This window comes from Streptomyces sp. NPDC046900 (assembly GCF_040644975.1).
Lineage (GTDB): Bacteria > Actinomycetota > Actinomycetes > Streptomycetales > Streptomycetaceae > Streptomyces.
This window is the reverse complement of the sequence record NZ_JBEYXD010000093.1, coordinates 16,035-30,028: the sequence shown is the minus strand read 5'-3', so window position 1 is coordinate 30,028 and position 13,994 is coordinate 16,035. Positions and strand designations below refer to the sequence as shown.

Annotated in this window: 13 protein-coding genes; 4 read left to right on the top strand and 9 right to left on the bottom strand. The window is 71.4% G+C overall.

Going from position 1 to position 13,994, the window contains the following annotated elements:
- The first annotated feature begins 89 nt into the window (after window positions 1–89).
- Window positions 90–1,412, top strand: coding sequence for a hypothetical protein (locus ABZ904_RS42930; protein WP_361829546.1), 1,323 nt, complete (start codon window positions 90–92; stop codon window positions 1,410–1,412).
- A gap of 116 nt (window positions 1,413–1,528) precedes the next feature.
- Here ABZ904_RS42930 and ABZ904_RS42925 read toward each other — a convergent pair whose 3' ends face one another.
- From ABZ904_RS42925 to ABZ904_RS42910, 4 genes are all read right to left on the bottom strand, one after another.
- The gene (locus ABZ904_RS42925; RefSeq protein ID WP_361001877.1) at window positions 1,529–3,160 is read right to left on the bottom strand and encodes a phospho-sugar mutase; all 1,632 of its coding nucleotides are present in this window, start codon (window positions 3,158–3,160) and stop codon (window positions 1,529–1,531) included.
- Between the two features lie 298 nt (window positions 3,161–3,458).
- On the bottom strand, window positions 3,459–4,283 hold the full coding sequence (locus ABZ904_RS42920) for a purine-nucleoside phosphorylase (protein WP_359393706.1): 825 nt from the start codon (window positions 4,281–4,283) through the stop codon (window positions 3,459–3,461).
- Window positions 4,284–4,442: 159 nt separating this feature from the next.
- Window positions 4,443–4,721 (bottom strand): hypothetical protein, encoded by a 279-nt coding sequence (locus ABZ904_RS42915; protein ID WP_359393703.1) that lies wholly within the window; start codon window positions 4,719–4,721, stop codon window positions 4,443–4,445.
- 53 nt (window positions 4,722–4,774) lie between these two features.
- The gene (locus ABZ904_RS42910; RefSeq protein WP_359393701.1) at window positions 4,775–5,212 is read right to left on the bottom strand and encodes a gamma-glutamylcyclotransferase; all 438 of its coding nucleotides are present in this window, start codon (window positions 5,210–5,212) and stop codon (window positions 4,775–4,777) included.
- Between ABZ904_RS42910 and ABZ904_RS42905 the strand changes: the two genes are divergently transcribed.
- Both ABZ904_RS42905 and ABZ904_RS42900 read left to right on the top strand, forming a co-directional pair.
- Window positions 5,211–6,758, top strand: coding sequence for an NAD(P)H-quinone dehydrogenase (locus ABZ904_RS42905; protein ID WP_361001873.1), 1,548 nt, complete (start codon window positions 5,211–5,213; stop codon window positions 6,756–6,758). The two genes, ABZ904_RS42910 and ABZ904_RS42905, sit on opposite strands and share 2 nt — an antisense overlap.
- 193 nt (window positions 6,759–6,951) lie before the next feature.
- A complete protein-coding gene (locus tag ABZ904_RS42900; RefSeq protein WP_361829543.1) occupies window positions 6,952–7,920 on the top strand; it encodes a DeoR/GlpR family DNA-binding transcription regulator in 969 nt (322 codons plus the stop codon).
- A gap of 426 nt (window positions 7,921–8,346) precedes the next feature.
- Here ABZ904_RS42900 and ABZ904_RS42895 read toward each other — a convergent pair whose 3' ends face one another.
- On the bottom strand, window positions 8,347–10,119 hold the full coding sequence (locus ABZ904_RS42895; RefSeq protein WP_361001870.1) for a biotin carboxylase N-terminal domain-containing protein: 1,773 nt from the start codon (window positions 10,117–10,119) through the stop codon (window positions 8,347–8,349).
- Between the two features lie 364 nt (window positions 10,120–10,483).
- Here ABZ904_RS42895 and ABZ904_RS42890 point away from each other — a divergent pair, with 364 nt between their 5' ends.
- Window positions 10,484–11,005: a hypothetical protein gene (locus tag ABZ904_RS42890; RefSeq protein WP_361829541.1), complete on the top strand. Its 522-nt coding sequence runs from the start codon at window positions 10,484–10,486 to the stop codon at window positions 11,003–11,005.
- Between the two features lie 171 nt (window positions 11,006–11,176).
- Here the strand turns inward: ABZ904_RS42890 and ABZ904_RS42885 are convergent, their stop codons facing one another.
- From ABZ904_RS42885 to ABZ904_RS42870, 4 genes are all read right to left on the bottom strand, one after another.
- Window positions 11,177–11,797, bottom strand: coding sequence for a nucleoside triphosphate pyrophosphatase (locus tag ABZ904_RS42885; protein WP_359393690.1), 621 nt, complete (start codon window positions 11,795–11,797; stop codon window positions 11,177–11,179).
- A 22-nt stretch (window positions 11,798–11,819) separates the two neighbouring features.
- On the bottom strand, window positions 11,820–11,948 hold the full coding sequence (locus tag ABZ904_RS42880; protein ID WP_359393688.1) for a hypothetical protein: 129 nt from the start codon (window positions 11,946–11,948) through the stop codon (window positions 11,820–11,822).
- A 132-nt stretch (window positions 11,949–12,080) separates the two neighbouring features.
- Window positions 12,081–12,290: an acyl-CoA carboxylase epsilon subunit gene (locus ABZ904_RS42875; RefSeq protein ID WP_359393686.1), complete on the bottom strand. Its 210-nt coding sequence runs from the start codon at window positions 12,288–12,290 to the stop codon at window positions 12,081–12,083.
- A 21-nt stretch (window positions 12,291–12,311) separates the two neighbouring features.
- Window positions 12,312–13,895 (bottom strand): acyl-CoA carboxylase subunit beta, encoded by a 1,584-nt coding sequence (locus ABZ904_RS42870; protein WP_361001864.1) that lies wholly within the window; start codon window positions 13,893–13,895, stop codon window positions 12,312–12,314.
- Between the last annotated feature and the right edge of the window lie 99 nt (window positions 13,896–13,994).

Below are 13,994 nucleotides of genomic sequence, written 5' to 3'. Positions count from 1 at the left end.
CGGGGGCGGGCGCGGCGGGGTGGCCCCCCCCCCCGCCCGGCCCCCCGCGCGCCGGTGTCCCGTACCGGCCGACTGTCAGGAGAGTCCTCATGTCCCGTCCGCCCACGAGACCTTTCCGCACAGTGGGCGCCCGGCTGCGCTCCCGGCGCGGCCTGCGCGGTACGGCCGCCGTCGCGGTCGCCACGGCCACGACGGTCCTGCTCACCGGCTCCCAGGCGCCGGGCCTCGTCCGCGCGCCCAAGAAGGACGACAGCATGAGCGTGCCCGGCGGATTCGTGTCCGTCGACACCGCGCTCCCGGACGTCCCCTCGCAGGGCGACGACTCCTACCATGTCGAACTGCCCCCGCTGCGGGGCGTGTCCGCGGCCGGGAAGCTGTGGGGCGACGCGGCCACCCATCCCTCGGCGCAGCACGTCGCGGCCGAGTCCGGGCTGCCGGCGAGCGTCTTGGCCGCCTACCGGCGCGCCGAGGCGTCGGTCCGGCACACCGACCCGGGCTGCCGTCTGCAGTGGCAGCTTCTCGCCGCGATCGGCAAGGTCGAATCGGGGCAGGCGAGCGGCGGCGCCGTCGCCGCCAACGGCGACACCCTCACCCGGATCACCGGACCGGCGCTCGACGGCAACGGCTTCGCCCTGATACGGGACACCGAGAACGGCGTCTGGGACGGCGACCGGGTCTACGACCGGGCGGTGGGTCCCATGCAGTTCCTGCCGTCCACCTGGAAGCACTGGGGCGCCGACGGCAACGGCGACGGCGTCGCGAACCCGAACAACATCTATGACGCCGCCCTGGCCGCAGGCCACTACCTGTGCGCCGGCGAGCGCGACCTCGGCACCGCGGCCGGCCTGGAGCGGGCGATCCTCAGCTACAACTACTCGCGCGACTACCTCGACCTCGTCCTGGGCTGGATGGAGTACTACCTCCGCGGAGTGCACACCGTCCCGGACGGCAAGGGGGTCGTCCCGCGCAGCCCCGGAGCGGGCAGCGACACCCCGGCCACGCGGCCCGTGGGCGAGATCCGGCGCCCGGGTGCGGCGCCGGACCGCGGCGGCGACGCCCCCCAGCACGGTGGTGCCACGCCGCCGCCGGTCAGGCCCACCCGGTCGGCGTCCCCCTCCGCGTCCCCCTCGGCGACCGTGAGCGCGAGCCCCACCCCGACCCCGGAGCCGACCCACGAGCCGACTCCCACCGGGACCCCCACCGAAACCCCGGCCGTCACGCCCGGCGACGGCGGTACCGAACCCTCCGCGTCCCAGACGCCTCCGGCCCCCGAGCCGTCGACCGACGCCCCGTCGTGCCCCGGTGCCCCGACGCCCCCCGCCGCCACCGACAGCCCTGAACCCACCCCGTCCGGCACCGAATGCCCGGCCCCCGGGGACACCGCCGCGACCCCCGTCACGCCGACCGGCTGAGCGGCGCAGGACAAGCCGGAACGGCCGGACCCGGGACCGCCCCGCAGGGCGACCCGGGTCCGGCCGTTCCGTGGTCTTGATGCGGCCGGTGCCGGGACCGAAGCCCCGACCGGCGTTCAGATCCCCGCGGCAGCCGCAAGATCCCGTTTCACGGCGGCGAGCAGTTCCGCGGCCTCGGCCCGCGCGGCGTCGAGCCCCTCCCGGGAGCCGACCGGCACGACGACCTCCAGGTAGCACTTGAGCTTGGGCTCGGTGCCGCTCGGCCGGACGACGACCCGCGCACCCTCGAGGGTGTACCGCAGCCCGTCGGTCGGCGGGAGCGTCCGCGTGCCCCGCGTCAGGTCCTCGGCCGTCGTCACCGTCAGCCCGCCGAGCCGCGCGGGGGGCTGCTCACGCAGGCGCCGCATGGCGTCCGCGATGACCGACAGGTCCTCGACGCGGACCGAGAGCTGGTCCGTGGCGTGCAGGCCGTGCTCGACGGCGAGGTCGTCGAGCAGGTCGAGGAGGGTGCGGCCCTGCTCCTTCAGTGTGGACGCCAGTTCGGTGATCAGGAGTGCGGCCGTGATGCCGTCCTTGTCGCGCACTCCGTCGGGGTCGACGCAGTAACCGAGCGCCTCCTCGTAGCCGTAGCGCAGCCCCTCGACGCGGGCGATCCACTTGAAGCCGGTGAGGGTCTCCTCGTACGGCAGGCCCGCCTTCTCGGCGATACGGCCGAGGAGGGAGGAGGAGACGATGGACTCGGCGAAGGTGCCGGTGACCCCGCGGCGGACCAGATGTGCGGCGAGCAGGGCGCCCACCTCGTCGCCGCTCAGCATCCGCCAGTCCCCGCCGTCCTTGACGGCCACGGCGCAGCGGTCGGCGTCGGGGTCGTTGGCGATGACGAGGTCGGGATCCGTCTCGCGGGCCTTGGCGACGGAGAGGTCCATGGCGCCGGGCTCTTCCGGGTTGGGGAAGGCCACGGTCGGGAAGTCCGGGTCGGGTTCGGCCTGTTCGGCGACGAGGGCCGGCGCCGGGAAGCCGGCCCGGGCGAAGGCGGCGAGGAGCACGTCCTTGCCGACGCCGTGCATCGCCGTGTAGACGGTGCGGGCGGTCCGGGGGGAGTCCGGGGCGAGGAGGTCGTCCGTCCGGGCGAGGTAGGCCTCCAGGACGCTGTCGTCGAGCGTGTCCCAGCCGCGCTGCGCGCGGGGGACCGAGCCGATGGTGGCGATCGCCTCGATCTCCGCCGCGATCCCGGCGTCGGCGGGCGGCACGATCTGGGAGCCGTCGCCGAGGTAGACCTTGTAGCCGTTGTCCCGGGGCGGGTTGTGGCTGGCGGTGACCTCCACACCGGCGACCGCGCCGAGGTGCCGGATGGCGAACGCGAGCACCGGCGTGGGCAGCGGGCGCGGGAGCAGGGCCGCGCGCAGGCCCGCACCCGTCATGACGGCCGCGGTGTCCCGGGCGAAGTCGGCGGACTTGTGGCGGGCGTCGTAGCCGATGACGACCAGGCCGCCGGACTGCCCCTTGGACTTGAGGTAGGCGGCGAGGCCGGCGGCGGCGCGGATGACCACGACCCGGTTCATGCGCATCGGGCCCGCGCCGAGTTCTCCGCGCAGACCCGCGGTGCCGAACTGGAGGGTGCCGCCGAAGCGTGCCGCGAGCTCGATGTGGTCCTCGGCGTCGATGAGCTTGGCGAGTTCCTCACGGGTTTCCGCGTCGGGGTCCTCGGCCAGCCACGCCTTGGCCCGTGCGATGAGTTCGTCGTGCACGTCGGGTCAACCTCTCGTTGTGTGCTCGTGCGGGAGCCGGGCCTCGGCCGTGCCGGGTGCGGATCGGGAAGGGTCCGTCCTCGGTCGGGTGAAGCGGTCCCATGCGGAGGATGATGCTCTGCGGCCGTCTGCGGACACAGTGGGCGACACCGATTCTCCCCGTCCAGTCCAGCACCGGTCGGCGCGGACGGCACCGGTTCGGCGCCCGGCCCGGTGCTCTCGGCCCGGGGCCGGGCGCACCCCGTTCTTCCGGAGACCGGGGGCGCCCCGGCCGGCATCCGCGCGGGCAGGCGGCGTCCTACAGCCGATTCAGGACCTGGGCCAGCAGCGTCCCCATGCGGGCGGCGCTGTCCCGGCCCGCCTGGAGGACTTCCTCGTGGTTCAGCGGCTCGCCCGTCATGCCGGCGGCCAGGTTCGTCACCAGGGAGATACCGAGGACCTCGGCACCGGCCTCACGCGCGGCGATCGCCTCGAGAACCGTGGACATGCCCACCAGGTCCGCGCCGATGACGCGGGCCATGCGGATCTCCGCCGGGGTCTCGTAGTGCGGACCGGTGAACTGCGCGTAGACGCCCTCCTCGAGCGAGGGGTCGATCTCCTTGCACAGCGTGCGCAGGCGCGGGGAGTACAGGTCGGTCAGATCGACGAAGTTGGCGCCGACGATCGGGGAGGTCGCCGTCAGGTTGATGTGGTCGCTGATCAGGACCGGCTGCCCGGGACGCATGGTGTCGCGCAGGCCGCCGCACCCGTTGGTGAGCACGATGGTCTTGGCGCCTGCGGCGACGGCCGTGCGGACGCCGTGCGCGACGGCGGCGACCCCGCGGCCCTCGTAGTAGTGCGTCCGGCCCAGGAACACCAGGGCCCGCTTTTCGCCGATCCGGTACGAGCGGATCTTGCCGCCGTGGCCCTCGACGGCCGGCGGCGGGAAGCCGGGCAGCTCGGTGACGTGGAACTCTGCGTCTGCCTGGCCGAGGGCGTCGACGGCCGGAGCCCAGCCGGAGCCCATCACAAGGGCGACGTCATGGGTCTCGGCACCCGTCAGCTCACGCAGCCGTGCGGCGGCGGCGTCGGCGGCGGCGTAGGGGTCGCCCTGGATGTCGTCCGGAAGAAGAGATGCGTTCACGCGCATGAGGGTAGCCGGTCCGGGCCTACGCGCGTAGATGACGGAGGTCACGGGAATGCGATCGTTGTCTTGTCGTTTCCGACGAAGCAAGGCGAAGAGAGCCGAAGGTGTGGCCCGGCGAGGCGTCGGCGGGGATCCGTGGAATCGGCTGGATCCGCACTATTCCGCGATGAGGACGTCCTTGTCGTTGAACACCTCGACGATGAAGATCAGCAGCCGGCCCCGGCTCACCGTGTACTCCACCAGGATGTTCTGGGTGAGCCGGATCGTGCGGTCGTCCCCGGTGGAGCTTATGGGGCGGGACACCGGGAGGAAGGGGTCCCGAGCCAGCAGGGAGATGCCCTTGTCGAACGCGGCGCGCTGCGGGTCGTCGAGCCGGTCGCGAGCCGCGGCGGCCTGCTCGGTGTAATAGACGTCGTAGGTGGCGATGGGGCCCATGACGCGCTCTCCCGTTCGTGCGTCGTTCAGCCCAATGGTAGGCGCCGTACGGGTCAGCAGGGCCTCTTGCGCAGCTCCATCACATAATCGTGCGGCGCCCCGGCCGACTCCGCGGCGTCCGCGATCTCGCCCAGGTAGCGGGCCGAGGGCAGTCCGCCCTCGTAGCCGTTCAGGACATAGGTCCAGGCCGACTCCTCGCCGTCCAGGGTGTGGACGCGGACCCGCAGCCGGCGGTAGACCTCGAGCCCCACGCTCTCCCAACGGTCCATGGACTCCTCGTCCATCGGGGCGATGTCGTACAGCGCGACGAAGACCTGCGACAACGGGTCCTCGACGATCGTCGGGAGAGCGCCCTCCCAGCCCATGTGCTCGCCCCCGAAGGTCAGCCGCCAGCCGTTGAGCCAGCCCGTCGCACGCAGCGGCGAGTGCGGTGCGCGGCGGGTCATCAGCCGCGCGTCGAGGTTGCCGGCGTACGCGGCATAGAGCGACATGCTGTCGAGGGTACGACAGCTCTCTCTCCGCCTCTCCTGCAACAGATGCCCCGCCGCCCGGCCCCCGGGGCGGAGCCGGACGCGGGCGTGCGGGACAATGGAGTACGTGACTCGGATCGTGATCATCGGTGGCGGACCCGGCGGATACGAAGCGGCGCTGGCGGCCGCGCAGCTCGGCGCGGAGGTGACCGTCGTCGACTGCGACGGTCTGGGCGGGGCGTCGGTGCTCACCGACTGCGTGCCGTCGAAGACGCTCATCGCGACGGCCGAGGTGATGACCACCTTCGATTCGTCGTACGAAGAGCTCGGCATCATCGTCGCCGACGACACCCCTCCCCTCCAGCAGGCCGCCCGGGTGGTCGGGGTCGATCTGGGGAAGGTGAACCGCCGGGTGAAGCGGCTCGCGCTCGCCCAGTCCCACGACATCACCGCGTCCGTGACGCGGGCCGGTGCCCGGGTCATGCGTGGACGGGGCCGGCTGGAGGGCATGCAGGGCCTGGACGGGTCCCGCAAGGTCGTCGTGCGCGTCGCCGACGGCAGCGAGGAGACCCTCACCGCCGACGCCGTGCTCATCGCCACCGGCGGCCACCCGCGCGAGCTGCCCGACGCCCAGCCCGACGGCGAGCGGATCCTCAACTGGACCCAGGTCTACGACCTCGACGAGCTGCCCGAGGAGCTCATCGTGGTCGGCTCGGGTGTCACCGGCGCCGAGTTCGCCGGCGCCTATCAGGCGCTCGGCTCCAAGGTCACTCTCGTCTCCTCGCGCGACCGGGTGCTGCCGGGCGAGGACCCGGACGCCGCGGCCGTCCTCGAGGACGTCTTCCGCCGGCGCGGAATGAACGTCATGGCCCGCTCGCGCGCGCAGTCCGCCAAGCGCGTCGGGGACCGGGTCGAGGTCACTCTGGCCGACGGGCGCGTGATCACCGGCTCGCACTGCCTCATGGCCGTCGGCTCCATCCCCAACACCAGTGGGATCGGTCTGGAGGAGGCCGGGGTCAAGCTCCGCGAGTCCGGGCACATCTGGACCGACAAGGTCTCCCGCACGACCGCTCCGGGTGTCTACGCGGCCGGTGACGTGACGGGTGTCTTCGCGCTCGCCTCCGTCGCCGCCATGCAGGGACGCATCGCCATGTACCACTTCCTCGGCGACGCGGTGACCCCGCTCAACCTCAAGACGGTCTCCTCGAACGTGTTCACGGACCCGGAGATCGCCACCGTCGGCTACACCCAGGCCGACGTCGACGCGAGCAAGATCGACGCCCGGGTCGTCAAGCTGCCCCTGCTGCGCAACCCGCGGGCCAAGATGCAGGGCATCCGCGACGGCTTCGTCAAGATCTTCTGCCGTCCCGGCACCGAGATCGTGGTCGGTGGTGTGGTGGTCGCTCCGCGCGCTTCCGAGCTGATCCATCCCGTCTCGATCGCGGTCGACAACAATCTGACGGTGGAACAGATCGCGAACGCCTTCACCGTGTACCCGTCGCTGTCGGGCTCGATCGCGGAGGTGGCACGGCAGTTGCACACCCGGAAGGCGGGCATCGAGCTCTGACGCCCCCTGGCGGGCGGTCACCGGTCTCACGTATGTGCACGTGACCGGACACGGGACCCATCACGGGGAGTGGCCGACGGTGCGTGCGGCATAGTCGGCGCGTATACCACCTCCGGTACCACTGTGCGAACAACTTCTGTTATTCGGCGCAAACTGCTGAAAGCAGACGGTCGTTGGGGTTACTGTCAGTTTCGTGTTCGCTGCAGAACGTCGTCAATTGATCCTCGAAATGGTGCGAGCGAACGGGGCCGTGTCGCTCCGTGAGCTCGCCCGCGTCGTCCAGACCTCCGAAGTGACCGTACGGCGGGACGTGCGCGCGCTTGAGGCCGAAGGACTCCTCGACCGCCGGCACGGCGGTGCGGTATTGCCGGGCGGGTTCACGCGGGAGTCCGGCTTTCCGCAGAAATCACATCTCGCGACCGCAGAGAAGACCGCCATCGCCGATCTCGCCGCGGGCCTCGTCGAAGAGGGCGAAGCCATCGTGGTCGGGGCGGGGACCACGACGCAGGAGCTGGCGCGCCGGCTCGCACGGGTGCCGGGTCTGACCGTCGTCACCAACTCGCTGCTGGTGGCCCAGGCGTTGGCCCACGCCAATCGTGTCGAGGTCGTGATGACCGGTGGCACTCTGCGCGGCTCCAACTACGCCCTCGTCGGCAGCGGCGCCGAACAGTCCCTCCAGGGACTCAGGGTCTCCCGTGCCTTCCTGTCCGGGAGCGGGCTCACCGCCGAGCGCGGACTGTCCACGTCGAACATGCTGTCGGCGTCCGTCGACCGGGCGCTGGTGCAGGCGGCCGCGGAGGTCGTCGTCCTCGCCGACCACACCAAGCTCGGCACGGACACGATGTTCCAGACCGTGCCGACGGACCTGATCACCCGGCTGGTGACGGACGAGCCCCCTCCGCACGACGACCGTGCGGCCACCGAGCTGCAGGCCCTGGCCGACCAGGGTGTGCAGATCGCGGTCGCCGGGGCGTCGAGCGGCGGTTCGGCCGGCGGCGATCCGGTCCCGGCAGGGCGTCAGCCGCGCCGGGAAGTGCCGCTGCCCGGCCCGCGCCGCAGCCAGGTGACCGCCGGCGCACCGCAGTTGCGCAGCACGACCACGGTCCTCGGGGAACCGCCCAACGGAGACCGCGCACGCGTCGCGGACCTGCGCCGCCGCTGACGACGTGGCGGTCCCCGGGCCGCCACGCCCGCTGATGCGCGCCGGTCGCACGTCCGGGCTGCGCCGCACGCGAAGCGAACGTGACACGGTCATCGGCCGTCCGCGGCGCCGTCGCCCACGGGGGGCCGAGCGCCGGGCCCGTCGCGGTCCTGTCAAGGCCGCTGCGGCCGCGCTCGGTGTGCTCCGGGGACGGGAGCCCGTTCCTCACCGTGCTGTCGACGTTCGGCGCTCAGGCGCGCCGCCTGTTCACGTCGGCCTGTGCGGGGTGCTCGGCGTCGTGCCGAACCACCCCGGGTCCGAGCCGGTCGTCACCGTGTCCGTCCGCTGAACGTGGCGCCCGGGGCCGGCAGGACCTGCCGGCCCCGGAAAGACCGAAGCGCCCCGGGCCGGTCGTCCGGTCCTGGGGCGCTCGGGTGTGCAGGCGTGTCAGTCCTTGATCTCGCAGATCGCGGCGCCGGAGGTGATGGACGCGCCGACCTCCGCGCTCAGGCCCTTGATGGTGCCCGCCTTGTGCGCGTTCAGCGGCTGCTCCATCTTCATGGCCTCCAGGACGACTACCAGGTCGCCCTCCTTGACCTCCTGGCCCTCCTCGACGGCGACCTTCACGATGGTGCCCTGCATCGGGGAGGCGAGGGTGTCGCCCGAGGCCACCGGCCCGGACTTCTTGGCCGCGCGCCGCTTCGGCTTGGCTCCGGCCGCAAGGCCCGTACGGGCCAGCGACATGCCCAGCGACGCGGGCAGGGAGACCTCCAGGCGCTTGCCGCCGACCTCGACCACGACCGTCTCGCGGCCCGTCTCCTCGTCGACCTCCGCATCGGCGGGCGCCGCGAACGGCTTGATCTCGTTGACGAACTCGGTCTCGATCCACCGGGTGTGCACCGTGAACGGGTCGGTGGAGCCGGTCAGTTCGGGCGCGAACGCCGGGTCCTTGACCACCGCGCGGTGGAACGGGATCGCCGTGGCCATCCCCTCGACCTGGAACTCCTCCAGGGCGCGAGAGGCCCGCTCCAGGGCCTCCTTGCGGGTGCGGCCCGTCACGATCAGCTTGGCCAGCAGCGAGTCCCAGGCCGGGCCGATGACCGAACCGGACTCCACGCCCGCGTCCAGACGCACGCCCGGGCCGGACGGCGGCGCGAACGTCGTCACCGTGCCGGGGGCCGGGAGGAAGTTGCGGCCCGGGTCCTCGCCGTTGATACGGAACTCGAAGGAGTGGCCGCGTAGTTCGGGGTCGCCGTAGCCCAGTTCCTCGCCGTCGGCGATCCGGAACATCTCGCGGACCAGGTCGATGCCGGCGACCTCCTCGGTGACCGGGTGCTCGACCTGAAGACGGGTGTTGACCTCGAGGAAGGAGATCGTGCCGTCGTTGCCGACCAGGAACTCCACCGTGCCCGCGCCCACGTAGCCGGCCTCCTTGAGGATGGCCTTCGAGGAGGAGTACAGCTGCGCGACCTGGTCCTCGTTCAGGAACGGGGCCGGGGCCTCCTCGACCAGCTTCTGGTGGCGGCGCTGGAGGGAGCAGTCACGGGTGGAGACGACGACCACGTTGCCGTGCTGGTCGGCCAGGCACTGGGTCTCCACGTGCCGGGGCTTGTCCAGGTAGCGCTCGACGAAGCACTCGCCGCGGCCGAACGCGGCGACGGCCTCGCGCACCGCGGACTCGTACAGCTCGGGGACCTCTTCCAGGGTGCGGGCGACCTTCAGGCCGCGTCCGCCACCGCCGAAGGCGGCCTTGATGGCGATCGGCAGGCCGTGCTCCTCGGCAAAGGCGACGACCTCGTCGGCACCCGAGACCGGGTCGGGCGTACCGGCAACGAGCGGGGCACCGGCGCGCTGCGCGATGTGCCGGGCGGCGACCTTGTCACCGAGATCGCGGATGGCGTGCGGCGGCGGGCCGATCCAGATCAGCCCGGCGTCCAGGACGGCCTGGGCGAAGTGGGCGTTCTCGGAGAGGAAGCCGTAACCGGGGTGGACGGCGTCCGCGCCCGAGTCCTTGGCGGCCTGGAGGACCTTGTCGATGTCCAGGTAGCTGGTGGCGGGGGTGTCACCGCCCAGGGCGAACGCCTCGTCGGCCGCACGGACGTGCAGGGCATCCCGGTCCGGGTCCGCGTACACGGCCACGCTCGCGATACCGGCGTCACGGCAGGCCCGGGCGACACGGACAGCGATTTCGCCACGGTTGGCGATCAACACCTTGCGCACGATGGCTCCCTCTCCTTGAAACAAGCCGAGTTTAGGGACTGCCGACACGACGTTTCGACCCGTTCCCAGTGGTGAGCTTGCCCACACGGAGCGTGAAACCAGGCTCACTCGATCCGCGAAACCCCTTGTCGCACCGCCGCACAGGGGAATCCACCGGAAAACCCTAGCCCTCCGATGTGGTCAAGGTCTCTATGAAGTAGTCCCGCTACGGGTCGTGTTTCTTTGTGGAGTCCCTACTAATGGCCCAATGAATCTTTGCCCCTGCCAAACCTCTTGTCCCGTCGTTTACCCGTTAGTAGCGTTCACGATGGCTCGAACGTACTGGCAGTAACAGGCAAGCGCGTACGAAGGTGGGTGGGGGCGGGTGATCCGCAGACCGGTGGCTTGGCTCGTGGTGGTCCTCCTCTTTGTGGAGGCGATCGGCATCACGTTGCTGAACTGGATCCTCGGTACGGTCGTGGACCGGCAGCAGATGTCCCTGGCCGGGCTCGACCCGGACATGATGTCGCGGTCGTCGAAGGCGGGCGGAGTCGTCTTCGGGCTCTACTTCGCGCTGTGCGCGTTCGCCGCCCTGCTGGTCGCGCTGCGCGGCCGGCCCCCGTCCGGCATCTGGCGCATCCTCCTGATCAGCGCGGCCGTGGTGCACGCTCTGCTCGGCGCCTTCACCGTCGGCCTGGTGGGCTGGGGGGCGTTCGCGTTCATGATGGTGGTGCTCGGACTGATACTGCTCACCCTGATGACGTACGACCTCCCGCAGGGCCCGGCCGACGCGCCGCCTGCGGACGGCGGCGGCCCGGGGGAGGGCCAGGGAACGGTGCAGAGGGCCGTGGAACAGACCGGGCCCGAGACCCCCGAGAACGGCGGCCCGGCACCGGTCACTCCCTGAACGCCTCCACCGCCACCCGGGAAACCAGGTTCCCGTTGCTCACAGAGCACTCATGGGGCACTCAGGACCCTCTGGCCACTCCTCGCCCACGGCCCTCACCGGACGGTCGGGGAACGCGCCGCGCGCCCGTCGCTTCCGGCGTCCTGCTCGCACCGGCCGCCCGGCCGGCGTTCACTTCGCCTGCGGGGCCCACAAGTCGGTGATGCCGACGCCCAGTTCGGCCAGCAGTCGGCGCACCAGGGGCAACGAGATGCCGATCACGTTGCCATGGTCGCCGTCGATGCCGTCGATGAAGGGTGCCGAGCGGCCGTCGAGGGTGAACGCCCCGGCGACGTACAGGGGTTCGCCTGAGGCCACGTACGCGGCGATCTCCTCGTCCGTGGGCTCACCGAAGCGGACCACGGTGGACGCGATGGCGGACGCGTACCGGCCGCTGAGAGTGTCGTAGACGCAGTGTCCCGTCTGGAGCGTGCCCGCCCGGCCGCGCATCGACTTCCAGCGTGCCGTCGCCTCCTCCTCGTCCGCGGGCTTGCCGAGGGCCTCGCCGTCCAGGTCGAGTACCGAGTCGCAGCCGATCACCAGCGCACCCTTGAGCTCGGGCTTGGCCGCCACCACGGAGGCCTTGGCCTCGGCGAGCGCGAGCGCCAGTTCGGCGGGCGTGGGAGCGGTGACGGCGTCCTCGTCGACCCCGCTCACGACGACCTCGGGATCGAGTCCGGCCTGCCGGAGCAATCCGAGCCGGGCGGGGGACTGGGATGCGAGCACGAGACGGCGACGCGGCTGATCGGTCATGGGCTCAGCGTATCGGCGCGCCTCACCTGATGCCGATGACGATCATCGCGATCACCATCGCCAGCGCCATGAGGACCCCCAGCCGCCGCAACATCTCCTGCGTCTCGCGCAGTTCTTCCGGCGGCTCGTTGTCGGGGTCGGACCAGAGCATGCCTTCGATCGTGCGTCGACGGCGTACTCCGGCGCCTGAGTACGGGTACTCAACTCGGCCGCGGGGTCGCCCGGCTCCGGCCGGGCTCCCGTGCCGGCCGGTCGCGAAGGACCGGCCGGCACGGACCGGCCGCTAGCCGGGCCAGTACGTGCGCGCCCACGCCGTCGCACCCGGCTGGGGCAGCCGGTGGGCGGCGATACGGGAGGGGTCGGCCCAGGAGTCGCGTTCCCGCGCCGCGCCGGGCGGCAGCGCGGCCGCCGCCGCGGCGCGGGCCCTGACCACCGCCAGTGCGGCGGCCAGCTCCTCCGGGGTCGGATTGCCCCGTACGACCTTGATCGTCATGTCCGCTCCAGGGTCCGGGGTTTACAGGGGGATGTTGCCGTGCTTCTTCGGGGGCAGGGATTCCCGCTTGGTGCGCAGCTGACGCAGCCCGCGGACGACGTGGCGGCGGGTGTCGGACGGCATGATCACCGCGTCGATGTAGCCGCGCTCGGCCGCGATGTACGGGTTGAGGAGGGTGTCCTCGTACTCCTGGATCAGCCGTGTGCGGGTCGTCTCCGGGTCGTCCGCCTCGCCGATCGTGCGGCGGTGCAGGATGTTGACCGCGCCCTGGGCGCCCATGACGGCGATCTGGGCGGTCGGCCAGGCGAGGTTCAGGTCCGCGCCCAGGTGCTTGGAGCCCATGACGTCGTAGGCGCCGCCGAAGGCCTTGCGGGTGATGACCGTGATCAGCGGGACGGTGGCCTCGGCGTAGGCGAAGATCAGCTTGGCGCCGCGGCGGATGATGCCGGTGTGCTCCTGGTCGACGCCGGGCAGGAAGCCGGGCACGTCGACGAAGGTGATCACGGGCACGTTGAAGGCGTCGCAGGTGCGCACGAAGCGCGCGGCCTTCTCGCTCGCGTCGATGTCGAGGCAGCCGGCGAACTGCATCGGCTGGTTGGCGACGATGCCCACCGGGTGGCCCTCGACCCGGCCGAAGCCGGTCAGGATGTTCGGCGCGAACAGCGACTGGGTCTCGAAGAACTCGGCGTCGTCGAGGATGTGCTCGATCACCGTGTGCATGTCGTACGGCTGGTTGGCGCTGTCGGGTACGAGCACGTCCAGCTCGCGGTCCTCGTCGCTGACGGAGAGGTCCGCCTCCTCCGGGAAGACCGGGGGCTCGGACAGGTTGTTGGACGGCAGGTACGACAGCAGTTGCTTGACGTACTCGATGGCGTCCTTCTCCTCGCCGGCCATGTGATGGGCCACGCCGGAGGCGGTGTTGTGGGTGCGGGCGCCGCCCAGCTCCTCGAAGCCGACGTCCTCGCCGGTGACCGTCTTGATCACGTCGGGGCCGGTGATGAACATGTGCGAGGTCTGGTCGACCATCACCGTGAAGTCGGTGATCGCCGGGGAGTACACCGCGCCGCCCGCGCACGGGCCGACGACCAGGCTGATCTGCGGGATCACACCGGAGGCGTGGGTGTTGCGGCGGAAGATCTCGCCGTAGGCGCCCAGCGAGGCCACGCCCTCCTGGATACGGGCGCCGCCGGAGTCGTTGATGCCGATGACCGGGCAGCCGGTCTTCAGCGCGAAGTCCATCACCTTGACGATCTTCTGGCCGTAGACCTCGCCGAGGGCGCCGCCGAAGACGGTGAAGTCCTGGGAGAACACGGCGACGGGCCGGCCGTCCACGGTCCCGTACCCGGTCACCACACCGTCCCCGTAGGGGCGGTTCTTCTCCAGTGCGAAGTTGGTCGAGCGGTGCCGGGCGAACTCGTCCAGCTCCACGAACGAGCCGTCGTCCAGCAGCAACTCGATCCGCTCACGGGCCGTCAGCTTGCCCTTCGCGTGCTGCTTCTCCACGGCACGCTCCGAGCCGGCGTGCGTCGCCTCCTGGACGCGGCGCTGGAGGTCCGCGAGCTTGCCCGCGGTGGTGTGAATGTCGATCTCTTCCGGCTCGGACATCGGGATGCGGCTCCCTGCCTGCTCAGTGGGGACGTATGACGTGCTACGAGAATGCTCAGAAGAACGAACGGTTACTCATCCGTAGCGTAGTGGTGCGCC

Coding starts and splice junctions, on each gene's coding strand:
- ABZ904_RS42930 (WP_361829546.1), top strand. CDS start 90: ATGTCCCGTCCGCCCACGAGACCTTTCCGCACAGTGGGCGCCCGGCTG.
- ABZ904_RS42915 (WP_359393703.1), bottom strand. CDS start 4,721: ATGGGCCCCATCGCCACCTACGACGTCTATTACACCGAGCAGGCCGCC.
- ABZ904_RS42905 (WP_361001873.1), top strand. CDS start 5,211: ATGCTGTCGAGGGTACGACAGCTCTCTCTCCGCCTCTCCTGCAACAGA.
- ABZ904_RS42910 (WP_359393701.1), bottom strand. CDS start 5,212: ATGTCGCTCTATGCCGCGTACGCCGGCAACCTCGACGCGCGGCTGATG.
- ABZ904_RS42885 (WP_359393690.1), bottom strand. CDS start 11,797: ATGACCGATCAGCCGCGTCGCCGTCTCGTGCTCGCATCCCAGTCCCCC.
- ABZ904_RS42880 (WP_359393688.1), bottom strand. CDS start 11,948: ATGCTCTGGTCCGACCCCGACAACGAGCCGCCGGAAGAACTGCGCGAG.
- ABZ904_RS42875 (WP_359393686.1), bottom strand. CDS start 12,290: ATGACGATCAAGGTCGTACGGGGCAATCCGACCCCGGAGGAGCTGGCC.
- ABZ904_RS42870 (WP_361001864.1), bottom strand. CDS start 13,895: ATGTCCGAGCCGGAAGAGATCGACATTCACACCACCGCGGGCAAGCTC.